General features: G+C 75.1%; 20 protein-coding genes and 1 pseudogene. 9 read left to right on the forward strand and 12 right to left on the reverse strand.

All coding sequences use genetic code 11. From position 1 onward, the window contains the following. Positions 1 to 68 precede the first annotated feature (68 nt). Positions 69 to 1,256 (forward strand): 8-amino-7-oxononanoate synthase, encoded by a 1,188-nt coding sequence (gene bioF / locus IPO09_04780; protein MBK9516667.1) that lies wholly within the window; start codon positions 69 to 71, stop codon positions 1,254 to 1,256. A 10-nt stretch (positions 1,257 to 1,266) separates the two neighbouring features. Here bioF and IPO09_04785 read toward each other — a convergent pair whose 3' ends face one another. From IPO09_04785 to IPO09_04800, 4 genes are read right to left on the reverse strand one after another with little or no spacing between them, the layout of a single operon-like run. Beyond that, positions 1,267 to 1,719 carry a hypothetical protein gene (locus tag IPO09_04785; GenBank protein ID MBK9516668.1) on the reverse strand — a complete coding sequence of 151 codons (453 nt, stop codon included), beginning with the start codon at positions 1,717 to 1,719 and terminating at the stop codon, positions 1,267 to 1,269. Further along, a complete protein-coding gene (locus tag IPO09_04790; protein ID MBK9516669.1) occupies positions 1,716 to 4,991 on the reverse strand; it encodes a protein kinase in 3,276 nt (1,091 codons plus the stop codon). Before IPO09_04790 ends, IPO09_04785 begins: the two co-directional genes overlap by 4 nt. Beyond that, positions 4,988 to 5,578, reverse strand: coding sequence for a sigma-70 family RNA polymerase sigma factor (locus tag IPO09_04795; protein ID MBK9516670.1), 591 nt, complete (start codon positions 5,576 to 5,578; stop codon positions 4,988 to 4,990). The genes IPO09_04790 and IPO09_04795 overlap by 4 nt, the downstream gene beginning before the upstream one ends. Next, positions 5,575 to 6,786, reverse strand: a complete 1,212-nt coding sequence (locus IPO09_04800) for a threonine ammonia-lyase (protein MBK9516671.1) — start codon at positions 6,784 to 6,786, stop codon at positions 5,575 to 5,577. Before IPO09_04800 ends, IPO09_04795 begins: the two co-directional genes overlap by 4 nt. 153 nt (positions 6,787 to 6,939) lie before the next feature. Between IPO09_04800 and leuC the strand changes: the two genes are divergently transcribed. The 4 genes from leuC (at position 6,940) to leuB (ending at position 11,657) form a co-directional block, all read left to right on the forward strand. Further along, a complete protein-coding gene (gene leuC, locus IPO09_04805; protein ID MBK9516672.1) occupies positions 6,940 to 8,337 on the forward strand; it encodes a 3-isopropylmalate dehydratase large subunit in 1,398 nt (465 codons plus the stop codon). 13 nt (positions 8,338 to 8,350) lie between these two features. After that, entirely contained in the window at positions 8,351 to 8,950 is a 600-nt protein-coding gene (gene leuD, locus IPO09_04810) for a 3-isopropylmalate dehydratase small subunit (protein ID MBK9516673.1), read from the forward strand. Continuing rightward, positions 8,947 to 10,491, forward strand: a complete 1,545-nt coding sequence (locus IPO09_04815) for a citramalate synthase (GenBank protein ID MBK9516674.1) — start codon at positions 8,947 to 8,949, stop codon at positions 10,489 to 10,491. The genes leuD and IPO09_04815 overlap by 4 nt, the downstream gene beginning before the upstream one ends. Positions 10,492 to 10,595: 104 nt before the next feature. Further along, positions 10,596 to 11,657: a 3-isopropylmalate dehydrogenase gene (gene leuB, locus IPO09_04820; protein MBK9516675.1), complete on the forward strand. Its 1,062-nt coding sequence runs from the start codon at positions 10,596 to 10,598 to the stop codon at positions 11,655 to 11,657. Positions 11,658 to 11,875: 218 nt separating this feature from the next. Here the strand turns inward: leuB and IPO09_04825 are convergent, their stop codons facing one another. The 3 genes and pseudogenes from IPO09_04825 to IPO09_04835 all read right to left on the reverse strand — a co-directional run bounded on the left by IPO09_04825 (position 11,876) and on the right by IPO09_04835 (position 16,922). Beyond that, complete coding sequence (locus IPO09_04825; GenBank protein MBK9516676.1) at positions 11,876 to 12,406, reverse strand: helix-turn-helix transcriptional regulator; 531 nt, start codon at positions 12,404 to 12,406, stop codon at positions 11,876 to 11,878. 207 nt (positions 12,407 to 12,613) lie between these two features. Next, positions 12,614 to 16,252, reverse strand: coding sequence for a DNA polymerase III subunit alpha (gene dnaE, locus IPO09_04830; GenBank protein MBK9516677.1), 3,639 nt, complete (start codon positions 16,250 to 16,252; stop codon positions 12,614 to 12,616). A 313-nt stretch (positions 16,253 to 16,565) separates the two neighbouring features. Further along, a pseudogene (locus IPO09_04835) lies at positions 16,566 to 16,922 on the reverse strand (VOC family protein). 130 nt (positions 16,923 to 17,052) lie between these two features. On the opposite strand from IPO09_04835, the gene IPO09_04840 reads away from it, so the two are divergent. After that, positions 17,053 to 17,934: a hypothetical protein gene (locus IPO09_04840; protein MBK9516678.1), complete on the forward strand. Its 882-nt coding sequence runs from the start codon at positions 17,053 to 17,055 to the stop codon at positions 17,932 to 17,934. 29 nt (positions 17,935 to 17,963) lie between these two features. On the opposite strand, the gene IPO09_04845 is transcribed toward IPO09_04840, so the two are convergent. Then, positions 17,964 to 18,299, reverse strand: coding sequence for a hypothetical protein (locus IPO09_04845; GenBank protein ID MBK9516679.1), 336 nt, complete (start codon positions 18,297 to 18,299; stop codon positions 17,964 to 17,966). 221 nt (positions 18,300 to 18,520) lie between these two features. On the opposite strand from IPO09_04845, the gene IPO09_04850 reads away from it, so the two are divergent. Together IPO09_04850 and IPO09_04855 are read left to right on the forward strand one after the other, a co-directional pair. Next, the gene (locus IPO09_04850) at positions 18,521 to 18,793 is read left to right on the forward strand and encodes a hypothetical protein (protein ID MBK9516680.1); all 273 of its coding nucleotides are present in this window, start codon (positions 18,521 to 18,523) and stop codon (positions 18,791 to 18,793) included. A gap of 38 nt (positions 18,794 to 18,831) precedes the next feature. Next, on the forward strand, positions 18,832 to 19,371 hold the full coding sequence (locus IPO09_04855; GenBank protein ID MBK9516681.1) for a hypothetical protein: 540 nt from the start codon (positions 18,832 to 18,834) through the stop codon (positions 19,369 to 19,371). On the opposite strand, the gene IPO09_04860 is transcribed toward IPO09_04855, so the two are convergent. The 3 genes from IPO09_04860 to IPO09_04870 all read right to left on the reverse strand — a co-directional run bounded on the left by IPO09_04860 (position 19,358) and on the right by IPO09_04870 (position 22,574). Next, positions 19,358 to 20,458 carry an aldo/keto reductase gene (locus tag IPO09_04860; GenBank protein ID MBK9516682.1) on the reverse strand — a complete coding sequence of 367 codons (1,101 nt, stop codon included), beginning with the start codon at positions 20,456 to 20,458 and terminating at the stop codon, positions 19,358 to 19,360. The two genes, IPO09_04855 and IPO09_04860, sit on opposite strands and share 14 nt — an antisense overlap. A gap of 142 nt (positions 20,459 to 20,600) precedes the next feature. Further along, positions 20,601 to 22,085: an amidase gene (locus IPO09_04865; GenBank protein MBK9516683.1), complete on the reverse strand. Its 1,485-nt coding sequence runs from the start codon at positions 22,083 to 22,085 to the stop codon at positions 20,601 to 20,603. Positions 22,086 to 22,172: 87 nt separating this feature from the next. Then, on the reverse strand, positions 22,173 to 22,574 hold the full coding sequence (locus IPO09_04870; GenBank protein ID MBK9516684.1) for a hypothetical protein: 402 nt from the start codon (positions 22,572 to 22,574) through the stop codon (positions 22,173 to 22,175). 108 nt (positions 22,575 to 22,682) lie between these two features. On the opposite strand from IPO09_04870, the gene IPO09_04875 reads away from it, so the two are divergent. Then, on the forward strand, positions 22,683 to 23,804 hold the full coding sequence (locus IPO09_04875; GenBank protein MBK9516685.1) for a branched-chain amino acid aminotransferase: 1,122 nt from the start codon (positions 22,683 to 22,685) through the stop codon (positions 23,802 to 23,804). A 69-nt stretch (positions 23,805 to 23,873) separates the two neighbouring features. Here the strand turns inward: IPO09_04875 and IPO09_04880 are convergent, their stop codons facing one another. After that, a complete protein-coding gene (locus tag IPO09_04880) occupies positions 23,874 to 24,239 on the reverse strand; it encodes a CZB domain-containing protein (GenBank protein ID MBK9516686.1) in 366 nt (121 codons plus the stop codon).

Genomic DNA, 24,239 nt, shown 5'->3' on the forward strand with positions numbered 1-24,239 from the left:
ACCCCGGCCTCTCCCCTGAGGGGAGAGGAGGAACTGCGGGCCACCTGCCCCCGACCCACCTCGGCCCGATGACCCGCACCGCCCTCGACTGGATCGACCGCGAGCTCGCCGACCTGGAGCAGAAGGGGCTGCGCCGCTCGCTCGAGCCGCTCTCCTCGGCCCAGGGCCCGCTGGTCCGGGTGGGCGGGCGGGTCCTGGTCAACCTCTGCTCCAACGACTACCTGGGGCTGGCCAGCGACCCGCGCCTCACCCAGGCCGCGGCCGCGGCGGCGCTGGCCGAGGGGGCCGGGGCCGGCGCGTCGCGCCTGGTGGCCGGGGATCTCGCCATCCACGGGCGGCTGGAGGCGGCGCTGGCCTCGCTGCACCGGGCCGAGGCGGCCCTGCTCTTCAACTCCGGCTACCACGCCAACGTCGGGGTGCCGGCCGCGCTGGTGGGGCGCGGCGACGCCATCTTCTCCGACGTGCTCAACCACGCCTCCATCGTGGACGGGGCGCTGCTCTCCCGGGCCGGGCTGGTCCGCTACCGCCACCTGGACGTGACCGAGCTCGGCGACCTGCTGGCCGCCTCCACGGCCCGCCGCAAGCTGGTGGTCACCGACGCGGTCTTCTCCATGGACGGCGACGCCGCGCCGCTCGGGGCCATCGCCGACCTGTGCGACCGCCACGGCGCCATGCTCTACGTGGACGAGGCCCACGCGGTGGGGGTCCTGGGGCCCACCGGCGCCGGGCTGGCCGAGCAGCTCGGGGTCAAGGACCGGGTGGACGTGGAGATGGGCACGCTCGGCAAGGGGCTGGGCGCCTTCGGCGCTTACGTGGCCGGCTCGGCGCGGCTGCGCCAGCTCCTCATCTCGCGGGCGCGGTCCTTCGTCTTCACCACCGCGCTGCCGCCGGCCGCCTGCGGGGCGGCCCTGGCGGCGCTCCAGGTGGTGCGCGACGAGCCGGCGCGGCGGGCCCGGCTCCACGCGCTGATGGCCCACCTCAAGGCCGGGCTCACGGCCCGCGGCTTCGACGTGGCGCGGGTGGCCTCGCCCATCTTCCCGGTGGTGCTGGGCAGCGAGGCCCGGGCCCTGGCGGCGGCCCAGGGGCTGCGGGCGCGGGGCTTCTTCGTGCGCGCCATCCGGCCGCCCACCGTGCCGCGCGGCACCAGCCGCCTCCGGGTGGCGCTCACCGCCGGCCACGACGAGGCGCAGCTGGACGCCTTCCTGGGCGCGCTCGACGAGGTGCTGCCCGGGCTGCCGCCGGCCGGGCCGGCCTGACGGCGGCCGCTCAGCGCCGCGCCACCCGCCCCAGCAGCGTCTGGATCTCGAACGGGCTGCCGCCCTGGCGGCCGCCGTCGGTGGCGGTGAAGGTCCCGCCGCCGGTGAGCCCGGCGTAGCCGCCGGTGGCGCCGCTGACCCACCAGCGGCCGAAGATGGGCGGGAAGGCGGCGCCCACCGTCTCCACCTGCAGGGTGAGGGTCAGGGTGCCGAGCGCCCCCTCCAGCACCCGCTCCACCGACTTGTCCGGCCCCACCAGCGAGCCGCGGTCGCGGGCCACGCCGCGGTCGGCCAGCGGGCCGGCGCCCAGGGTGAAGTCGCCGGTGAACTGCCAGGGCGGGAAGCGGACCACGATCTCGGCGCGCGCCCCGTCGGCCGGCGGGGCGCGCGGCGGCGGCGCCGCCGGGGCCGGCGCGGTGGGGGCCGCCAGGAGCAGGGCGGCCAGCAGCCCGGCCGCGCTCACGTGCCCCTCCGGTCCCGCTCCGGCTCGAGCGAGGCCCGGGAGCCGCCCGTGCCCGCCGGGGCGGCCGGCGTGGCCGGGGGCTCGCGGCCGTGGCGCCGCTCGCAGGCGTCGTGGCGTCGCCGGGCCTCGGCCTCCGCCTCGTCCAGGAGGTGCATGCGCTGGGCGGTGGTGAGGCAGGCGCCGGTGGCGGCGGCCAGCCGCTCGCGCAGCAGCGGCCAGTCCACCGCGGTGATGCGGGCGGTGCCGTCGGACGAGGCCGAGGCCAGCTCGCGCCCGTCCGGCCGGAAGGCCAGGTGGGAGACCAGCCCCTGGTGGCCGCGCAGCACCACCGGCTCGCCGCGGCCGTCGGCCGAGACCACCCGGACCGAGCCGTCGGCGCTGGCCAGCGCCAGGCGCGCGCCGTCGGCGCTCCAGGCCGGCGCCCAGAGCCGCTCCGGCCAGGCCTGCAGCGGCGGCAGCTCGGTGAGGTCGGCGGTCCGGAAGAGGCGCAGCGGGCCGTCCACCTCGGCCACCGCCAGGACGTCGCCGGCCGGCGAGAGGCCGGCCCGGTAGACGGCCCGGTCGGCGCGCAGGGTGCGGGCCGGGCCGCCCGCGGCGGGCCAGAGCCGCACCGTGGCGTCGAACTGGGAGGCCGAGGCCACGGTCCGTCCGTCGGGCGAGAAGGCCACGTGCGTCACCCCGGCCTCGTGCCCGGTGAGGCGCAGCGGCGCGCCGCCGCCCGGGCCGTGCACCCGCACCACCCCGTCGAGCGCGGCGGTGGCGATGCGCCCGCCGTCCGGGCTCCAGGCGGCGAAGAGCAGCGGGGCGCCGGCCGGCGGCAGCTCGCGCACCAGCGCGCCGTCGTCGCAGCGCCACACCCGCGCCACCCCGTCCTCGGAGGCCGTCAGCACCAGCCGCTCGCCGGGGTCGAGCCCGGCCGAGTGGATCATGCCGGCCGGGTCGGTGATGACCAGCAGCTCGCGGCCGGTGGCCCGATCCCACAGCCGGGCGGTGCCGTCGTGGCCCGAGGTGAGGAGCCGGGTGCCGTCGCGGCTCCACTCCACGGTGTCGAGGTGGCCGTGGTGGCCGATCAGCACGTCGGGCCCGCCGGGCGCGGCCACCGGCCAGACACGCAGCGTCCCCTCGCGGGAGCGGCCCACCACCCGCGCGCCGTCCGGGGTGAAGGCGGCGCCGGCCAGCGACGGCCCCTCCAGCGCCACCGGCGCGGCCTCGCCGTCGGCGCGCCACAGCAGGGCCCGGCCGTCGCTCGAGAAGGTGAGGAGCCGCTCCCCGGCCGCCGACCAGGCCAGCGCGAAGGGGGCCCGGTGGGCCCGGCGGCGGGCCGGCTCGCCCGCGCCGGAGGTGGCCTGCACCGTCAGCGTGCCGTCGGCGGCGGCGCTGGCCAGCCGGGCGCCGTCGGGCGACCAGGCCAGGCCGGTCACCGGCGCCCCGGCGGCGCCCAGGGTGGCGAGCGGGACCAGCCGCGGTCCGAGGAGGCGGATCTGGCCGTCCTCGCCGGCCACCGCCAGCCGCTGGCCGCCCGGGGCCACCACCAGGGCCAGGGCCGGCGTGGCGGTGGCCAGCCGCTCCAGCGCCGCGGCGGTGCGCCCGTCGAAGCGCCGCACCACCCCCTCGCCGTCGGCGGTGTAGAGGGAGCGGCCGTCGGGGGAGAAGGCCAGGTCGAGCACCGGGGCGTCGTGGACCGCGGTGGCGATCACCGAGAGGGCCGCCAGGTCCACCAGCCGGACCCTCCCGTCCTGGGAGGCCACCGCGGCGCGCCCCCCGTCCGGCGAGAGGCGCAGCCGCACCAGCGGCACCTGGCCGAGCGGCAGGGAGGATGGGGTGGCCGCCGGGGCGCCGTTGTCCGGGGTCGCCGCCAGCCGGTGGAGGTGCAGCGCCCCCTCGTGGCCGGCCGCCACCAGCCGCGCCCCGTCCGGCGTGAAGGCCAGGTCGTTCACCCGGGTGCCCGGGTGGCGCAGCACCAGCGGGGCCCCCCTGCCGTCGGTGCGGAACACCGTGGTGGTGCCGTCGCGCATCCCGGCCGCCGCCAGCGCCCCGTCCGGCGAGAGGGCCAGCGCGAAGCCGCCACGGGCCCCCTCCAGCGCCGCGCTCGGGATGGCCAGGTGGAGCACCCGCTGGGCCACCTCCACCGCCCGCGGCGGCGGGTCGTCGGGCAGCTCGGCCAGCAGCAGCGCCGCCAGCAGCGGGTCGGCGGCGGCGTCGGCGGCGGCCAGCAGCCGGCTCTGCCGCAGGGCCAGCTCGGCGGCGGCGCGGGCCCGCACCTGGGCCGAGGCCACCAGCCCGGCCACCACCAGGGAGGCCGCCCCGGCCGCCCACAGCAGCCGCCGCAGCCGGCGCCGCCGCACCGCCCGCCCCTCGGCCTGGGCGCGCACCGCGTAGGCCCGCTCCACCCGCTCCAGCCCGGCCAGCCAGGCCGCCGCGTCCTGCGGCCGGCCGGCCGGGTCGCGCGACAGGGCGCCCAGCAGCAGCGCCACCAGCTCGGGCGGCGGGTCGGCCAGCGGCAGGGGCGGGGGCGGGCCGGGCTCGGCCGCCGCCGAGCGGCCGCCGGCCACCGGGTAGGGGAGGGCCCCGGTGAGCGACTCGTGGAGCACCGCCGCGGCGCCGAAGACGTCGGCGCGGGCGTCCTCGGGCTCGCCGCGCTGCTGCTCCGGCGCCATGTAGGCCGGCGTGCCGGCCGCCAGCGAGGCGCGCCCCATGATGGAGGCCAGGCCGAAGTCCACCAGCTTCACCGCGCCCACCTCGGTGAGGAAGACGTTGCCGGGCTTGAGGTCGCGGTGCAGCACCCCGGCGGCGTGGGCGGCGTCGAGGCCGCGGGCCACCTCCAGCGCCACCCGCAGCGCCTCGGCCGGCGGCAGCGGGCCGCGCCGCAGCCGCGCCGCCAGCGTCTCGCCGCGCAAGAGCTCCATGATCAGGTAGGGGGTGCCCTCGTGGACCCCGGAGTCGTGCAGGGTCACCACGTTGGGGTGGTTGAGCCGGGCGGCCGCCTCGGCCTCCGCCTTGAGCGGCGCGGCCAGCATCTCCAGGGCCCGCGTCCGCACCGGCCGGATGGCCTTGAAGGCCACCAGCCGCCCCAGGTCCCGATCGAGCGCCTCGAAGACCAGCCCGAAGCCGCCCCGCCCCAGCTCGCGGCGGAGCTCGAAGCGGCCGGCCACCACGTCGCCCGGGCGCAGCTCGGGCAGGAGCGCCTCGGGGGAGCGATCCGGCGACTCGGCCAGCTCGGAGAGGAGCGCCGAGATGGAGCTGGCGGGCTCGTCGCGGGTCGGGGCGGTCACTCCAGCAGCCCCTCCTGGCGCGCCCGCTCCGCCAGCTTGTCCTTGAGCCGCTCGAACCGCTTGCGCAGGGCCGCCTCGTCCACCGGGGCGCCGCGCTCCTCGGCCAGCACCAGCGCCACCTCGGCCCAGGAGAGGCCGCGGTCGAGCCGCAGCACCAGCAGGGCCCGCTCGTCGGGGGAGAGGCCCTGGCGCAGCCGGTCCAGCGTGGCCTGCCGGGCCTGGTCGCGCCCCAGGAAGACGCTGGAGCGCAGCTCCGCCACCAGGTGCGACAGCTCGTTGGTCTCGAGGCGGCGGCCGCGGCCGCGGTAGGGGTCGCGCAGGAAGCGGGCGGCGGCGTGCCAGGCCAGGCGGTAGCACCAGACGCGCAGCGGGCACTCGCGCCGGAAGCCGGCCAGGCCGCGCCACAGGTCCTCCGAGAACATGGAGAAGACCTCGCCGGCGTCGGCCTCGCTGCGCAGCACGGAGCACAGGTAGCCGAGCAGCTGCGGGCCGTAGCCGCGCACCACCACGGTGGCGGCCCCGGCCTGATCGCCGCGGTCCAGCGCCTCCAGGCAACGGGCCTCGACCTCCTCCCCGGCCACGGTCAGGCTCCGATCTGCTCCACCGCGTAGCCCACCTGCCGCAGCGCCGCCAGGATCTCCTCGACGTGCTCGGGTCCGCGGGTCTCCAGGGTGAGCTGCAGGGTGGTGCCGCCGACCCGGGAGGCGAAGGCGCGGGTGTGGTGGACCTCGATGACGTTGGCGCGGCAGCCCGCGATGATGCCGGAGGTGACGGCCAGCTGCCCGGGCTTGTCCATCAGCGCGATGCTGACGCGCACCAGGCGGCCGTCCTTGACCAGGCCGCGCTCGATGATGCGGGCGATCAGGTTGACGTCGATGTTGCCGCCCGAGACCACCGTGACCACCCGCCGGCCGTCCAGGCCGCGGACCTTGCGGTGCATCAGCGCCGCCACGCCCACCGCGCCGGCCCCCTCGGTCACCGTCTTCTCCTTCTCCAGGCAGTAGAGGATGGCCGAGGCGATCTCCTCCTCGGAGACGGTGACCAGCTCGTCGACGTGGGCCCGCACGTGCTCGAAGGTCAGGTCGCCGGCGCGCTTGACGGCGATGCCGTCGGCCAGCGTGGTGGCGGGGTCCAGCGTCACCGGCCCGCCCTGGGCCAGCGCGGCCTTCAAGCAGGGGAGGACCTCGGCCTCCACGCCCACCACCCGCACCCCGGGGCGGCTGGCCTTGATGGCCGCGGCCACGCCCGAGATCAGGCCGCCGCCGCCCACCGGCACCACCACCGCCTCCACCTCCGGCACCTGCTCCAGGATCTCGAGGCCGATGGTGCCCTGGCCGGCGATGATCTCCGGGTCGTCGAAGGGGTGCACGAAGGTCAGCCCCTCGGCGTGCTCCAGGCGGCGCGCCTCGGCGTAGGCCTCGTCGTAGTTGGCGCCGAAGAGGACCACCCGCGCCCCGTGGGCCCGGGTGTTGGCCACCTTCATGATGGGGGTGGTCTCGGGCATGACGATGGTCACCGCCACCTTGAGCCGGCCGCCGTGGTAGGCGACCGCCTGGGCGTGGTTGCCGGCGCTGGCGGCGATCAGGCCGCGGGCCCGCTCGGCCGGCGTCAGGGTGAGCAGCCGGTTGAGGGCGCCGCGCTCCTTGTAGGCGCCCGTCATCTGGAGGTTCTCCAGCTTGAGGAAGGCGCTGGTCCCCGTCAGGCGCGACAGGGTCTCCGAGCGGGCGCAGGGCGACAGGTAGATCTGGTCGCGGATCCGGCCGAGGGCGGCCTGGACGGCGGGGAGGGTCACCATGGAAGGGCCGGACGCTACCCTGCGGCGGAGCGGCCAGGCAAGGCGCCGGACCGGCCGCGGCCCGGCCCCGACCCGGGGGAGGTGGGCCTGCGACCACCTGGCCCGTTTGTGTATACTCCCCTCCCTTTCCCTACAGCCGCAGCAGCGAGAGCCATGACCGGACCACGCACACTCTTCCAGAAGATCTGGGACGCCCACGTCGTCGCCGAGGAGCCGGGCGCGCCCGCCATCCTCTACGTCGACCGCCACCTGGTGCACGAGGTGACCTCGCCGCAGGCCTTCACCGGCCTGCGGGCCCGCGGCCTCAAGGTCCGGCGCGCCGACCTGACCTTCGCCACCGCCGACCACTCGGTGCCCACCAAGGGGCCGGTGGTGGACGAGGAGGCGCGCAAGCAGCTCGAGATGCTCGAGGCCAACGCCACGGAGTTCGGCGTCAGCGTCCAGATCAGGGGCAGCCCGAAGCAGGGGGTGGTCCACATCATCGGCCCGGAGCAGGGGCTGACGCTGCCGGGCATGACCATCGTCTGCGGCGACAGCCACACCGCCACCCACGGCGCCTTCGGGGCGCTGGCCTTCGGCATCGGCACCAGCGAGGTGGAGCACGTCCTCGCCTCCCAGTGCCTCCTGCAGAACAAGGCCAAGACCTTCGAGGTGAAGGTGGTGGGCACGCTCGGGCGCGGCGTCACGGCCAAGGATCTCATCCTGGGGCTGCTGGCCAGGATCGGCGTGGGCGGCGGCACCGGCCACGTCTTCGAGTACACCGGCGAGGCCATCCGCGCCCTCTCGATGGAGGAGCGGATGACGGTCTGCAACATGTCGATCGAGGGCGGGGCCCGCGCCGGCCTGATCGCCCCGGACGACGTCACCTTCCAGTACCTGGCGGGCCGCGAGCACGCCCCCACGGGCGCGGCCTGGGACCAGGCCCTGGCCCGCTGGCGGGCGCTGCCCACCGACCCGGGCGCCACCTTCGACAAGACGGTGACCCTGGACGCCTCGGCCCTCACCCCCATGATCACCTGGGGCACCAACCCGGGCATGGGGATGGCGATCGGGGACCGCATCCCGGACCCGGCCAAGGCCCCGGACGCCGCCTCCCGCGCCGCCCTGGAGAAGGCGCTCAGGTACATGGGGCTGACCGCCAACGCCCCGCTCCTGGGCCAGAAGGTCGACGTGGTCTTCGTCGGCTCCTGCACCAACGGCCGCATCTCGGACCTGCGGGCCGCCGCCTCCGTCATGAAGGGGCGCAAGGTGGCCGGGGTCCGCACCCTCATCGTGCCCGGCTCCTGGGCGGTGAAGCAGCAGGCCGAGGCCGAGGGGCTCGACCAGGTCTTCACCGAGGCCGGCGCCGAGTGGCGCAACCCGGGCTGCTCGATGTGCATCGCCATGAACGGCGACCAGCTGCAGCCCGGCGAGTACTGCGTGGCCACCTCCAACCGCAACTTCGAGGGGCGGCAGGGCAAGGGCGGGCGCACCTTCCTGGCCTCGCCGCTCACCGCCGCCGCCGCCGCCGTGACCGGCCGGGTCACCGACCCGCGCACGCTGCTCCCCTGACCGCGAGGACGCCATGGCCACCTTCACCACGCTGACCGCCCGCGCCGTCGTCCTGCCGGTCAACGACATCGACACCGACCAGATCATCCCGGCCCGCTTCCTCAAGACCACCGACAAGCTCGGCCTGGGGAAGAGCCTCTTCGCCGACTGGCGCTACCTGGCCGACGGCTCGCCCAAGCCCGACTTCGTCCTCAACCAGCCGGGGGCCGCCGGGGCCCAGGTGCTGGTGGCCGGCGACAACTTCGGCTGCGGCTCCTCGCGCGAGCACGCCCCCTGGGCCCTCACCGGCTTCGGCTTCCGGGTCGTCGTCTCCACCTCCTTCGCCGACATCTTCAAGAACAACGCCCTCAAGAACGGGCTGATCCCGGTGACGGTCGACGCCGCCACCCACGCCGAGCTGCTGGCGGCGCTGGCGAAGGACCCGGCCGCCACCGTGGCCATCGACCTGGCCGCCCAGACCGTCACGCTGCCGGGCGGGCGCGCCGTGCGGTTCCCCATCGACGCCTTCTCGCGCACCTGCCTGCTGGAGGGCGTCGACGAGCTCGGCTACATCCTCAAGCACGAGGCGCGCATCGCGGCGCACGAGCGGGGCGTCCCCGGAGGGGCGGCGTGATCCAGATCTACGACACCACGCTCCGCGACGGGACGCAGATGGAGGGGATCAGCCTCTCCGTCGACGACAAGCTCAAGATCGCCCGGCGGCTCGACGAGCTGGGGGTGGCCTTCATCGAGGGCGGCTGGCCCGGGTCCAACCCCAAGGACGCCGAGTTCTTCGCCCGGGCCCGCGAGCTGACCTGGGCCACCGCGAAGATCGCCGCCTTCGGGGCCACCTGCCGGGTGGGCGGCACGCCGGAGGGGGACGCCAACATCAAGGCGCTCCTCGACTCGGGCGCGCCGGTCTGCACGGTGGTGGGCAAGACCTGGTCGCTCCACGTCACCGAGGTGCTGCGCACCACCGCCGAGGAGAACCTGCGGATCATCGAGCAGAGCCTGGCCCACCTGAAGGCGGCCGGGCGCCGGGTCATCTACGACGCCGAGCACTTCTTCGACGGCTGGCGGGCCGACCAGGCCTACGCCCTCGAGACGCTGCGGGCCGCCGTCCGCGGCGGCGCCGAGACGCTCGTCCTCTGCGACACCAACGGCGGCTCGATGCCCTGGCAGATCGCCGAGGCGGTCCGCGAGGTGAAGGCCGCCCTCGGCCACCCGCTCGGCGTCCACTGCCACAACGACAGCGAGACGGCGGTCGCCAACTCGCTGGCCGCCCTCGCCGAGGGGGCCATCCAGATCCAGGGGACCATCAACGGCTACGGCGAGCGCTGCGGCAACGCCAACCTCTGCTCGGTCATCCCGGCGCTGGAGCTGAAGCTCGGCAAGCCCTGCCTGCCGGAGGGCCGCCTCAGGACCATCGGCGAGGTGTCGCGCTTCGTCGCCGAGGTGGCCAACCTCGCCCAGGACACCCACCAGCCGTACGTCGGCCAGTCGGCCTTCGCCCACAAGGGCGGCATCCACGTGGCCGCCATGCGCCGCACCGCCGCCTCCTACCAGCACATCGACCCGGACCTGGTGGGCAACGAGATGCGGGTGGTGGTCTCGGAGCTCTCCGGCCGCGGCAACCTCCAGTCGAAGGCCGAGGAGTACGGCGTGGCCGGCGGCGACCTGGCCGGCATCCTCGACGAGATCAAGCTGCTGGAGTCGAAGGGCTTCTCCTTCGAGGCGGCCGAGGCCACCGTGGCGCTCATGCTGAAGCGCCAGCAGCCCGGCTACCGGCCGCCCTACGAGCTGGTGGACTTCCTGGTCACGGTGGAGCACCGGGCCGGCCGCGGCCTGTTCGCCGAGGCCATGGTCAAGGTGCGGGTGGACGGCGAGCTGCTGCACACCGCCGCCGAGGGCGACGGCCCGGTGGACGCGCTGGACCACGCGCTGCGCAAGGCGCTCAAGGGGCGCTACCCCGAGATCGAGGACATCCAGCTCACCGACTACAAGGTCCGCATCCTCGATCCGGGCACCGGCACCGGCGCCGTCACCCGGGTGCTGCTCGACACCCAGCGCGGCACCAAGCGCTGGAGCACCGTGGGGGCCTCGGCCAACATCATCGAGGCCAGCTGGCGGGCCCTCTCGGACGCCGTCGAGTACGGCCTGACCCTGGCCCGCTGAGGGCCACGCCCCGGCGGTCCGCACCGCCGCCCCGCTCCACCGCCGGCCCTCGGGCCGGGCACCACCCACCCGTCACCCGGCCACCGGCCGCCCAGGAGTCCACCATGCAGGCCCACATCGTCGTGCTGCCGGGAGACGGCATCGGCCCCGAGGTCACCGCCGAGGCGGTGCGGGCGCTCCAGGCCGTGGCTCGCCAGGGCGGCCACGCCTTCACCTTCGCCGAGCGGCTCATGGGCGGCTGCTCCATCGACGCCCACGGCGTGGCGCTGACGCCCGAGGTGCTGAAGGACTGCCAGGCCTCCAGCGCGGTGCTGCTGGGCGCGGTGGGCGGCCCGAAGTGGGACGACCCCACCGCCAAGGTCCGCCCGGAGCAGGGGCTGCTGGCGCTGCGCAAGGGGCTGGGCGTCTTCGCCAACCTCCGGCCGGTCAAGGTCCACCCGGCGCTCCTCGAGGCCTCGCCCATCAAGGCGGACCGGCTGGCCGGGGTGGACATCCTGGTGATCCGCGAGCTGACCGGCGGCCTGTACTTCGGCCAGCCCAAGGGGCGCTCCAGCAGCGGCGGCGTGGAGCGGGCGGTGGACACCCTGGAGTACGCCGACTTCGAGATCCGCCGGGTGGTGGAGCTGGCCTTCCGGCTGGCGGCCGACCGCAAGAAGAAGGTCACCAGCGTGGACAAGGCCAACGTGCTGGAGTCGTCGCGGCTGTGGCGGCAGGTGGCCACCGCCATCGGGCAGCAGCACCCCGCGGTGGCTCTCGACCACATGCTGGTGGACACCGCCGCCATGCGGCTCATCACCGGGCCGGCCTGGCTGGACGTGGTGGTCACCGAGAACATGTTCGGCGACATCCTCACCGACGAGGCCTCGGTGCTGGCCGGCTCCATGGGCATGTTGCCCTCGGCCTCCATCGGCGACGGCGGCCCCGGCCTCTACGAGCCCATCCACGGCTCGGCCCCGGACATCGCCGGCAAGGGCATCGCCAACCCGGTGGGCACCATCCTCTCGGCCGCCCTGCTGCTGCGCCACTCGCTCGGCCTGCCGGCCGAGGCGGCCGCCATCGAGGCGGCGGTGGACCGCGCCATCACCGAGGGCTGCCGCACCGTCGACCTGGGCGGGAAGCTCTCGACCCGCCAGATGGCCGACGAGATCCTGAAGCGGCTGGGGTAGGGCGCCCCGCCGGGGCCCCGTCGTCCAGGGCGGGGCGGGCCCTGGACGGGCCGAGAAGGGCCCGCCGCCTCGCGCGCCGCCGGGGAGCGGCGCGCGCGAGGCGGCGAGCCCCCCTCACGACCCGGGCGTAGCCCGGGCCCGCGGAGCGGCTTCTTCTCGGGGGGTGGGGCCCCGGTGGGCTTTGCCCAGCGGGGAGGGGGCGAGGCGCCCCCTGGAGTTCAGTGCTGCACCAGGCGGCGCGCCAGCTCCACGCGGTTGCGCACGCCCAGCTTGTCGAAGATGGTCTTCAGGTGGCTCTTGACGGTCTGCGAGGCGATGCCGAGCCGGTCGGCCACCTCGCGGGAGCGCAGGCCGTCGGCCACCAGCAGGGCCACCTCGCGCTCGCGCTGGGTCAGGCCGTCGGACGGGATGGGCAGCACCACCTCGCCGGCCAGCGGCTCGGGCGCCTCGGCGGCCGGCTCGCGCCACAGGTGCAGCTGGGTCCGCCCCTTGCCGACGGCGGTCACCTCGATGCGGAGCCGCTCGCCGTGCCCCTCCATCACCAGCGTGCGGCGCACGCCGGGCGGGCCGACCTGGGCGCCGTCGGTGAGCCCCTTCAGCTCGGGCGGGAGCACCGTCCCGTCGGAGACCTCGGGGAAGAAGACCTTGAGCATCTCCTCGGCCTGGCGGTCGCAGCGCAGCTCTCCGCCCAGCTCGGCGTGAGCGGCGGCCCCCCTCGGAGCGGGTACGCGAACGTTGGCGCGCATCATGGCTGTCCCCTGTTCAGTAGGGTCCCGGGGTGGGAACCAGGAGCCAGCGTACAGAGGTGTGAGTAAGAGATCACTCCAATTGGGTAACTACCCAGGAGGATTCGGCATTTTGTGCGCGCATCTTTAGCGCAGCAACTGAAAAATCGATTTCGGGGGGTTCGGCGGGGTTAGCGCCTCCGGTCCACGCCGGCCGGGGGAACCCGGCTCCTAGCGCAGCTCCACCTCGAACCCGAGGCGGCGGGCCGCCTCGATGAGCGCGTCGCTGGTGGCCACCCGCTGCGCCACCGAGATGGTGGTCTCGGACTCCCGCGGGATGGTGGCCCGCACGGTCACCGCACAGGTGCCCGGGTACTTGGCAAACAAACCTTTCACGGCCGTGGCCAGCGCGGCGTCGAGCCGGTCGGCGTCGATGCGCAGCAGCACCTCGCTGGTCTTCTGGGTGCGGACGCGCGAGAGCGGCTCCACCTCGATGGCGGTGAGCTCGGCCCGCGGGTTGTCCTCGTCGCGCGAGTTGACCTTCACCTCACCGTGGATGAGCAGCGGCTCGTCGCTCTTGAGGAAGACCTCCCAGTCGGCCCAGCCGCGCTGCGCCGGCTTGTTGCCCTGGCCGGGGCGCCCGGCCCAGCAGGCCACCTCCACCGTGCCGGACAGGTCCTCCAGCGTGATGAAGCCGAAGCGGGTGCCCTTCTCCTTGTTCATGCGCTCCCGCAGCCCCGCCACCACGCCCACCACGGTGACCTTGTCCTTCTCGCGCTTGCCGGCCACCGAGGCGCAGGTCGAGGAGGCGTAGCGGCGCACCTCCTTCTCGTGGCCCGCCAGCGGGTGGCCGGTGATGTAGAAGCCCAGCGCCTCCTTCTCGAAGGCCAGGCGGACCCGCTCCGGCCACTCCTCGACGCGCCCCTCGCCGAGCGGGTCGCCCGGCCGCGGGTAGCGCGGCACCACCGCCGCGGCCGGCAGGGCCCCGAACAGCGAGGCCTGCCCGCTCTGCCGGTCCGCCTGCGCCGAGGCGCCGGCCGAGAAGGCCTGCTCGATGCCGGCGTGCAGCTGCCAGCGCGGCACCCGCTCGAAGTCGAAGGCGCCGCACTTCACCAGCGCCTCCACCACCTTCTTGTTGATGCGGCGGCTGTCGACCCGCCCGGCGAAGTCGTAGAGCGAGGTGAAGGGCCCGCCCTCGGCGCGCGCCGCCAGGATGGCCTCCACCGCCGAGTCGCCCACGCCCTTGACCGCGCCCAGCCCGAAGCGGATGTGCCCCTTCTGCTTCTCGCCCTTCTTGCCCGGCAGGGCGCGGAACTCGGCGTTGGACTCGTTGACGTCCGGCGGCAGCACCTCGATGCGGCTGGTCCGCGCCTCGCCGATGTGGGCCACCACCTTGTCGGTGTTGGAGGCCTCGCTCGAGATGAGCGCCGCCATGAACTCCACCGGGTAGTGGGCCTTGAGCCAGGCGGTCTGCACGGTGAGCAGGCCGTAGGCGGCCGAGTGGCTCTTGTTGAAGCCGTAGGCGGCGAACTTCTCCATCAGGTCGAAGACGCCGCCGGCCACCTTCGGCTCGACGCCCTGGGCGGTGGCGCCCTCCATGAACCGGGCGCGCTCCTTGGCCATCACGTCGGCCTTCTTCTTGCCCATGGCGCGGCGCAGCAGGTCGGCCTGGCCCAGGCTGTAGCCGCCCAGCGCCTGGGAGATCTGCATCACCTGCTCCTGGTAGACGATGACGCCGTAGGTGCTCTCCAGGATGGGCTGCAGCTTGGGGTGGTCGTAGCTGACCCGGTCGCGGCCGTGCTTCCGGTCGATGTAGACGTCCACCATGGTGCGCCCGTCCTCGAGCTTCTGGTCGAGGGGGCCGGGGCGGTAGAGGGCGCCGGCCGCGATGACGTCCTCGAACTGCGAGGGCTTCATCTTGGTGACCATCTCGGTGAAGCCCGAGGACTCCATCTGGAAGACGCCGGCGGTGTCGCCGCGGCTGATCAGCTCGTAGACCTTGGGGTCGTCGATGGGGATGTCGCAGGCCTGCAGGGCCGAGAGCTCGGGGTGGTTGGCCTTGACCAGCCGGAGCGCGTCGTCGATGACGGTGAGGGTCTTCAGCCCCAGGAAGTCGAACTTCACCAGGCCGGCCGCCTCCACCTCGTCCTTGGCGAACTGGGACACCAGCATGTCCGACTTGTCGTCCTGGTAGGCCGGCACGTACTCCCAGAGCGGCTTGTCGGCGATGACCACGCCGGCGGCGTGCAGCCCGGCCTGCCGGTTCAGCCCCTCCAGGCTCATGGCGATGTCGAGCAGGTCCTTGGTGGTGACCTTCTCCTGCACCCCGGCCGAGCTGGTCCAGCTGTGCAGCGGCTGCGGCTTCTCCCACATCTCGGCCAGGCGCGGCTCGGGTGGCTGGGCCGCCAGGCCGTCCTTGCCCGGCACGCCGAAGACCAGCTCCCGCAGGGTGGGGGTCTTGCCCTGCACCGGGTCGGGCACCAGCTTGGCGATGCGGTCGCCCTCGGCGAAGGGCAGGCCCATGACCCGCACCACGTCGCGGATCACCGAGCGGGCCTTGAGCGAGCCGAAGGTGATGATCTGCCCGACGTTGTCCTTGCCGTACTTGCCGCGCACGTAGGTGATGACCTCGTCGCGCCGGTCCTGGCAGAAGTCGATGTCGAAGTCGGGCATCGAGACCCGCTCCGGGTTGAGGAAGCGCTCGAAGAGCAGGTTCCAGCGCAGCGGGTCGAGGTCGGTGATGCGCAGGGCCCAGGCCACGATGGAGCCGGCGCCGGAGCCGCGGCCGGGGCCCACCGGCACGCCGTGCGCCTTGGCCCAGTTGATGAAGTCGGCCACGATGAGGAAGTAGCCGGGGAAGCCCATCTTCTTGATGACCCCCAGCTCCAGCTCGAGGCGCGCCCGGTAGGCGTCGCGCTCGTGCGGGTAGCGCTGGTGGATCTCGGCGAAGCGCCGGTCCAGCCCCTTCTTGGCCAGCTCGTCGATGTACTCGTCCTCGCTGACGCCGTCGGGCAGCTGGAAGCGCGGCAGGAAGCTCTTGCCGAGCTGGAGCTCCACGTTGCACTGCTCGGCGATGCGCATGGTGTTGTCGATGGCCTCGCGGAACTGCGGCAGCGCCTGCACCATGTCGTCGGGGCTGGTGATGAAGAGCCCGTCGGTGTCGTGCTTGATGCGCTTGTCGTCGTTGAGCGTCTTGTTGGAGGCGATGCACATCAGCACCTCGTGGGCCCGCGCGTCCTTGCGGTCCACGTAGTGCGCGTCGGCGGTGGCCACCAGCGGGATGCCCTCCCCCTCGGCCAGCTCGGCCAGCCGCTGGTTCACCTCGAGCTGGTCCTTCATCCCGTTGGACTGCACCTCCAGGTAGAAGGCGCCGGGGTCGAAGATGTCGCGGTACTCGCGGGCGGCGCGGCGGGCGCCGTCCATGTCGCCCTGCCGGCAGAGCCGGGGCACCTCGCCGCCCAGGCAGGCGGAGAGGCCGATGAGCCCCTTCGAGTGCTGGCGCAGCAGCCCCTTGTCGATGCGTGGGTCGTAGTAGAAGCCCTCGGTGAAGGCCTTCGACGAGAGCACCCGCAGGTTGGCCCAGCCCTCGGCGTCCTTGGCGAGCAGGATGAGGTGGCGGCCGATGCGCTCGGTGCGGTCGGCGCGCCCCTTCTCGCCCGCGACGTAGGCCTCCATGCCCAGGATGGGCTTCACCCCGGCCTCCTTGGCCTTCTTGTAGAAGTCGACGGCGCCGAAGAGGTTGCCGTGGTCGGTGACGGCCACCGACGTCATGCCGCGCGCCGTGACGGTCTTGAGCAGGTCCTTGATGCGGATGGCCCCGTCGAGGAGGGAGTAGAGCGTGTGCAGGTGGAGGTGCGTGAAGTCGGCCATGACCGTCCGGAGGAGGCGTGGGGAGGGGAGCCTTCCTTAGCAGGCAGGTCTGACCCGAGACAGGGGTCCGAGGACCCCTGGCGGGAAGCGGAATTTCACCCGTGGAGACGGGAGGATCCGAGGGTGGTCGGAGAGACCCTGGCCCCGGCCCGGCGGGCGAGCGCCGCTACCTCCGGGCCGGCTTCTTGGCCGGCTTCCTGGAGGGGGCCTTCTTCGACGACGCCCGCTTCGCCGCGGGCTTTCCAGCCGGCTTCCGCGCCGGGGCCTGGCGCGGCGCCGCCTTCCTGGCCTTCGGCCTGGCGAGCACGCCCGGCGGCGTGTGGATGACCGCCTCCAGGTGGTGGCCGGTGGGGTCGTCGATGAACGCGCCGTAGTAGTTGGGGTGGTAGTGCACCCGCAGGCCGGGGGCCCCGTTGTCCTTGCCCCCGACGGCCAGGCCGGCCGCGTGGAAGGCGTCCACCGCGGCGCGGGTGGGCGCGGAGAAGGCCAGGTGCTGCGGGGCGGCGGCGCGGTCGGGGGAGAGCCAGAGGTCGGGCTTGCCGTCGGCGCCCATGCCGATGGCCTCCGGATAGTCCGCGATGACCGCGTAGCCGAGCGGGGCCAGCAGGGCGGCGTAGAACGCCCTGGAGGTGGCGAGGTCGTGGACGCGCAGCGTGACGTGGTCGAGCATGGCGGCTCCTTGGGGGTGGAGGGGCCACTCCAGCACCCGGGACGGGCCGTGAACAGGCCCCGGGGAGGGTGGGGCTCGTCGGGGTCTCCCGGGCTTGCCTCGCGGGCCAGGGTCTGCTGAGAGTAGGGGCATGCCGGTTCGTCAGGCCCCCGCGCTGGACCGCGCCGGCCGCCGCCGGGCGCTCCGCTCCGGCGCGCTGGCCATCGGCGTCACCGGCGCCGCCGACGTGGCCCTCTCCGGCGGCGAGCCCGTCCGCGCCGCGGTGTGGGGGGGCTGGGTGGCGCTCTACCTCGGGGCGGCCCTGGTCATCGAGCGCGGCCCGCCGCTCGTCACGTACGTCGTCAGCGCCTTCACCGCCGGGGCGCCGCTGCTGGCGCTGTTCGCCCTGGCCGCCACCGGCAGCGGCTCACACAGCCTCTACTTCCTGGTCGCCTCCATGATCCCGGTCCTCTCGGTGCTCTTCTCCCCGGACGACACCCTGGGCGCCGCGCTGCAGGGCCTGGTGGTGCTGGCGCTCGGGACCGCGCTGCAGGTGCACGAGGGCCAGGCCCTCCCGCGCCTGATCCTCTACGGCCTGATCGTGACGGCCGTCACCGCCGCCGCCATCCACGCCTCGGTGGGCCACCTGCGGCGCGTCGAGGTGCTCCTGGCCGAGCGGGCGCGCCTGGCCCAGCGCCAGGTGGAGCTGGAGCAGGAGCGGCAGCGCGCCGACCAGTGGGCCGCGGTGGGCCAGCTCTCCGCGGCCGTGGCCCACGACGTGAACAGCCCGCTCGGCTCGCTCCGCTCCAACCTGGCCTTCGTGCGGGAGGAGCTCGCCGCCGGTCGGGGCGGCGCCCCCGACGTGCAGGAGGCGCTGCTGGACTCGCAGGGGGCGCTTGAGCGGATCCGCGAGACCGTGGCGTCGCTGCGGGCCGTCAGGGTCCTGCCGCCGGAGGGGGCGGAGCCAGGCCCGCCGCCTCCGCCTGGCCAGCCGGCGGGCCCGGAGCGGCCCGGCCCGGCGCGGAGGCGCTGAGGCGGCCCCTCCCGCCCCGGTCCGGCGGCCTAGCGGGTCGGCTGCGGCGGGCGCCTGGGGAAGGTCATGTAGCCCGCGCCGACCCACCAGGTGACCGCCTCGATGCGGAGCTGGCCGGCCTTCACCACCGGGTCCGCCTCGGCCAGCGCGCGGGCCTCGGCCACGTCCCGCACCGCGTAGATGCAGGCGCCGCGCAGCCCGGGGTCCTGCTGGTCGGCGAACGGCCCGCAGACCACCGCGTGGCCGGCCTCGCCCATCTTCGTCAGGTGGCCCAGGTGGGCGGCCTGCAGCGCCGCGGACTCCTCGGCGGGCAGCTTCTTCCAGGTGGGCGCACGGACCAGGAGGACGAGCTGGTAGGTCTCCATCTCGAAGGGGGCCTCCTTGGGGGGGGCAGGCGGCGCCGGCGCCGGCGCGGCGGCCGGTGGCGCGGGCTCGGCGGCGCGGGCCGGGAGGGCGGAGGTGGCGAGGGCCAGGGCAGCGAGGAGCGCCGGGGGGACTGGGCGGCTGCGGGCGAGCGTGACGAGGGACACGGAGACCTCCGGTGAAGGGCTCGGCAGAGCGTAGGTGGCGCGGCGAGCCAGGGCTGATGCCGGAAGGGGCGGGGGCCCCGACCGCGACCCCGACCCCGACCCCGACCCCGGCCGCGACCCCGACCCCGACCCCGGCCGCGACCCCGACCCCGACCGCGACCCCGACCGCGACCCCGACCCCGACCGCGACCCCGACCGCGACCCCGACCGCGACCCCGGCCGCGACCCCGACCCCGACCGCGACCCCGACCGCGACCCCGACCCCGACCGCGACCCCGACCCCGACCCCGACCCCGACCGCACGTCCGGCCCTCCCCGATCCGCAGTAGGCTCTCGCCCGCAGCCCTCCTGCCGCGAGGCCTCCGCCATGGCAGTCCGAGCACTCGCCCTCGCCACCGCCCTGCTCGGCACGGGGTGCCTCGTCGACGGCATGTGCTGCCGCATGCCCATCACCGAGGCCGACGTGACCTTCACCTGGACCGTCGACGGCGCGCCCGCGGCCAGCGGCTGCGGGGCGGCTGGCGGCGCCACAGTGCGGATCGAGCTGGACGCGGTGGACCTGGCGCCGCACCTGCGGGAGGCGCCCTGCACCGACGGCACGGCCACCCTGCGCGCCATGGTCTGGCAGCCCGACACCTTCACCGAGGGCGCCGCGGTGGCGGTGGTGCGGCTGCTCGACGCGGCCGGCGCGGAGCTGACGGCCCGGCGGGTGGTGGTCCAGTGGAGCGCCGCGGCGGACCGGCCGGAGGCGCGCCTGGCGCTGGTCTGGCGGCAGGTCGGGACCCTGTCCGCCCAGGTGGCGCTGGTGCGGCCCAGCCCGGCGGGGGCGCCCTCCGTCCCGGCGGTGGTGGCGGCGGGCCGGGAGGCGCGGCTGGAGCGCCAGGCCTGCCAGGTCACCGCGCCCTGAACCAGGGCGGCTCGGCCCGCACCGAGGTGCCGCCGGTGACGGCGCCCCGCATGGCGTCGGTGAAGAAGGCGTAGGGGAAGCCGGGGTCCGGGCGGCTGGCCTCCTCCAGGCGGCGCGCCGCCTCGGCCGGCAGCGCCAGCGAGAGCGCCCCCAGGTTGTCCTCGAGCTGCCCGAGCGTGGTGGCCCCCACGATGGTGGAGCTGACCCCGGGCCGCCGGGTGATCCAGCTCAGGGCCACCTGGGCCGGCGAGCGCCCCACCTCGGCGGCCACCGCCCGCAGCACCTCCAGCACCCGCCAGTTGCGCTCGGTGAACTTCACGAAGACCGGGTTGCCGGAGCCCTTGGTCTGCTGCAGGCGGCCGGCGCCGCTGCCGTCGGTCCCCTCGGCGCGCTGGTACTTGCCGGTGAGGAAGCCGCCGCCCAGCGGTGACCAGCCGCAGATCCCGGCGCCCAGCTCCAGCGCCGCCGGCACGAACTCGCGCTCGATGGTCCGCTCCACCAGCGAGTACTCGAGCTGCAGCGCCGCCACCGGCTCCCAGCCGCGCCACTCGGCCAGCGTCTGGGCCCGGGCCAGGTACCAGGCCGGCACGTCGGAGAGCCCCACGTGGCGCACCGTGCCGGAGCGGACCAGCGCGTCGAAGGTGGCCATCACCTCCTCGGCCGGGGTGAGGCCGTCCCAGGCGTGCAGCCAGTAGAGGTCCAGGTAGTCGGTGCCGAGCCGCCGCAGGCTCCCCTCCAGCGCCCGGAGGATGTTCTTGCGCCCGTTGCCGCCGGCGTTGGGATCGCCCGGGTGGGCGTTGAAGGTGAACTTGGAGGCCACCACCAGCCGGTGGCGGTTGCCGGCGTCCTTCATGAAGGTGCCGAGCAGCTCCTCGGAGCGGCCGTTGACGTAGAGGTCGGCGGTGTCGATGAAGTTGCCGCCGGCCTCCACGTAGCGCCGGAAGAGCGAGCGTGCGGTGGCCTCGTCGGCGCCCCAGCCCCACTCGGTGCCGAAGGTCATGGTGCCCAGGCAGAGGGGTGAGACGCGCAGGCCGGAGCGGCCCAGGAGCGAGTAGTCGGCCAGGCCGGGGAAGGCGGAGGTGGGCATGCGCCTGAGCCTGCCACCCGGGCCGCGGGCCGGCACGGCTCCGATGGGGGCTCGGTCCTGACCGCGGGCGGCCCCCTCACCCCGGCCCTCTCCCCCAGCAAGCTGGGGGAGAGGGTGAGCAACCAACCCGACCCAGACCGCGCTAGATCCCCGGCGGCCGCCGCCCCGCCCACGGCCTGGCCTCCTCCAGCTGCGCCGCCACCCGGAGCAGGGTGGCCTCGGCGCCATACCCGGCCGCCAGCTGCACGCCGAGCGGCAGCCCCTCGGCGGTCCAGTGGAGCGGCAGCGAGATGGCCGGCTGCCCGGTCTGGTTGAAGGGCATGGTGAAGCCGGTGGCCTCGAAGGAGCGGTCGCCCACCTGCTTGAAGAGCTGGTCCAGCAGCGGGCGCAGCCCGGAGGCCACCGCCACCCGCAGCGCCGCCCGCTCCCAGGGCTTCGGCTGCAGCGAGCCCACCTGCACCGGCGGCGCGGCCACGGTGGGGGTGAGCAGGAGATCGTGGCGGTCCGAGAAGGCGGCGAAGTCGCGCGCCATCACCCGCATGGCGTCGAGGTCGTCCACCAGCGTGCTGGCCGGCAGGGCGCGGCCGCCGGCGGCCAGGCCCAGGGTCTCGGTCTCCAGGGTGTCCCAGCCGGCGGTGCGGCCGGTGCGGCGCGCCAGCTCGTCCACCTCGCTGGCCACGCAGGCCGCCACCACGTGCAGGTAGGCCAGCACCAGCCGCTCCCGGTCGAAGCGCGGCCGGGCCTCCACCACCTCGTGCCCCAGCGAGGCCAGCAGGCGGGCCGCGTCCTCCACGGCGGCGCGCGCCTCCGCCGAGGTGCCGTGGCCGAAGAAGGACTCGACGGTGAAGGCCACCCGCAGCCGGCCGGGCGGCGCGCCCACCTCGGCGAGGAAGGGCCGGGCGGGCGGCGGCGGCCCGGCCGGATCGCCGGCCACCGCGCCCGCCAGGACGTCGAGCAGGGCGGCCGTGTCGCGCACCGTGCGGGTCAGCACCCCCTCGGCCACCAGCCCCAGCCAGGACTCGCCGAGGTCGGGGGCCAGGCTGATCCGGCCGCGCGAGGGCTTCAGCCCAACCAGGCCGCCGTGCGAGGCCGGGATGCGGATCGACCCGCCGCCGTCGTTGCCGTGGGCGGCCGGGACGATGCGGGCCGCCACCGCGGCGCCGGAGCCGCCCGAGGAGCCGCCGGCGGTGTGGGCCAGGCTCCAGGGGTTGCGGCAGGGGCCGTGCAGGCGGGGCTCGGTGTGGGCCAGGATGCCCAGCTCCGGCGAGTTGGTGAGGCCGAAGAGCACCAGCCCGGCCGCCTCGAGCCGGCGCACCACCTCGGAGTCGTGGTCGGGGACGTAGCCCGCGCCCAGCCGCGAGGCGCCGGACATGGGGTGGCCCTTCCAGGCGGTGATGAGGTCCTTCAGGACGAAGGGCACGCCGCTGAGCGGCCCGACCGGGAGCGGCCCGGCGGCGCGGCGGCGCGCCTCGTCGTCGAAGCGCCCGACCAGGGCGTTGAGCCGGGGGTTGCGGGCGTCGGCCCGCTCCAGCGCCGCCTCCAGCACCTCGCCGGCCGAAACCTGGCGTCGGGCGATCAGCGCCGACAGGCCGAGCGCGTCGAGGGCGTCGTACTCCGGGAACCTCATGCGGCACCCCCTGGCGAGAGCCGACGACTCTGCACCGGCGGCGGCCGCGGGGCCAGCGAAGGGTGCGTGGCGGGCGGCGGCGGCCGGCTACTGCTTCAGCTGGTTCTGCCGGTGGCCCGCCCCCTCGTCCTCGAAGCCGTGGGCCAGGAGGAAGTGGTAGACGGGGAACGGCTCCTCGGCGCCGCCGATCACCTCGAAGAGGTGCTGGCCGGCCTCGCCCCCGGCCTCCCCCTCGGCGTCGGGGGTCACCTGCACGAAGAGGATGTCGCGCACCTCCAGCGCCACCTCGGCCAGCAGCGCCTTGCCGCGCATCAGCTGCACGGTGGGGGTGCGGTCGTCGTCCTCGTCGATGCGCCAGTGCAGGTCGTCCTGGTCGTAGAGGAAGGCGTCCGGCGTCCCGGCGCGCAGGATGCAGTGCGGGTGCCGCTTCAGCCAGCGCCAGAACTTGTCGAAGGCCAGGGTGGTGCCGGTCGCCACGGTGACGCTCATGGGCGCAGGGTATAGCCGGGGAGGGGGGCCAGAGCCAAGGAGGGCCTCCGGGCGGCGGCCCGGGGGTTTGCGCTACACTGTCCCCTCGCCCGCCGGGGTCCCATCGCCATGAAGATCCGCTACGACCTGAAGCCCGCCGCCGCTCGCCGCACCGAGCCCTTCCAGCCGCAGGGGCCGCTCTCCTTCGGCCAGCTCCGCACCGACCACATGTTCCTGATGGACTTCGCGGACGGGGCCTGGAAGGACCCGCGCATCGTGCCCTACGGGCCGTTCGCCATCGACCCGGGCGCGGTGGTGCTGCACTACAGCCAGGAGATCTTCGAGGGGGCCAAGGCCTTCAAGCACGCCGACGGCGAGATCTACGCCTACCGGATCGACCAGAACGCCGCGCGGCTCAACCGCTCCGCCCCCGGCATCTGCATGCCCACCATCCCGGTGGCCGACCAGGTGGAGGCCATCCTGGCGCTCCTGGACGTGGAGCGGCTCTGGTTCCCGGAGCAGGAGGGGGCCTCGCTCTACATCCGCCCCTTCATGATCGGCACGCAGGACTCGCTGGGGGTGAAGCCCTCCAACCGCTACCTCTTCTGCGTGTTCCTCTCGCCCTCCGGCCCCTACTACCCGGCCGGCTTCACCAAGCCGGTGAAGCTGCTGGTCACCAGGCGCTTCCACCGGGCCGCCCCCGGCGGCACCGGCGCGCTCAAGACCGGCGGCAACTACGCCGCCTCGCTCAAGGCCGGCGAGGAGGCCCACGCGCTGGGCGCCTCGCAGGTGCTCTACCTCGACACCACCGACACGTTCATCGAGGAGGCCGGCGCGATGAACCACTTCCACGTCACCCGCGACGGCAGGCTGGTCATCCCGACCTTCACCGACTCCATCCTCCGCTCGGTCACCTCCGAGTCGGTGCTGGCGCTGGGCAAGGCCGCGCTGGGTGTCGAGGTGGTCCAGGAGCGGATCCCGCTCGAGGGCTTCCTGGCCGGCGTGCGCAGCGGGGAGATCACCGAGGCGGGCGGCTTCGGCACCGCCGCGGTGGTCTCGCCGGTCGGGGCCTACGTCTTCGACGACGGCCAGGAGCTGCAGGTCTCCGGGGGCCGGATCGGCCCGGTGACCCGCCGGGTCTTCGAGGCCGTGACCGGCATCCAGTACGGGCTGCGCCCCGCGCCCAAGGGCTGGCTCTTCAAGGCCCCGCGGGTGTTCGAGGTCGGGGCGTCGCCGGTGGCGCGGGCCTGACCGGCGCCCCGGCCCGTCCGCGCCGCTGCCCCGCCCCCCAGCGGGCGGCGGCGGGACGCCCCGCCCCGCTCAGACCTGCTCGGCCCAGGCGCCCAGCGCGGCGGTCAGCTCCTGCGACGCCTGGTCGAACCGGCTGCCCGGCCCGATGGCCCGGGTGGCGTCGGCGCGCCGGCCGGCCAGCGCCAGGTCGAGCACGTCGGCCGCCTCCTCGTGGAAGCGGGCGTGCAGCGCCGCCACCTGGGCCACCTGCGGCACCTCGGGCAGGCGGCCCAGCCGGAGCAGCCAGCGGCCGAAGTCGCAGCGGTCCTCGCTGCGCGCCTCGGGCACCGTCATGGTGGCCTTGCCGGTCAGCACCGCCGAGACCAGGTGGGACCGCCACAGCTCGTGGGCCGCCAGGGCGGCGCGCAGGTGCTGCACCAGGACGAGCCGCTCCAC

Source organism: Anaeromyxobacter sp. (assembly GCA_016718565.1).
Taxonomy (GTDB): Bacteria; Myxococcota; Myxococcia; order Myxococcales; family Anaeromyxobacteraceae; genus JADKCZ01.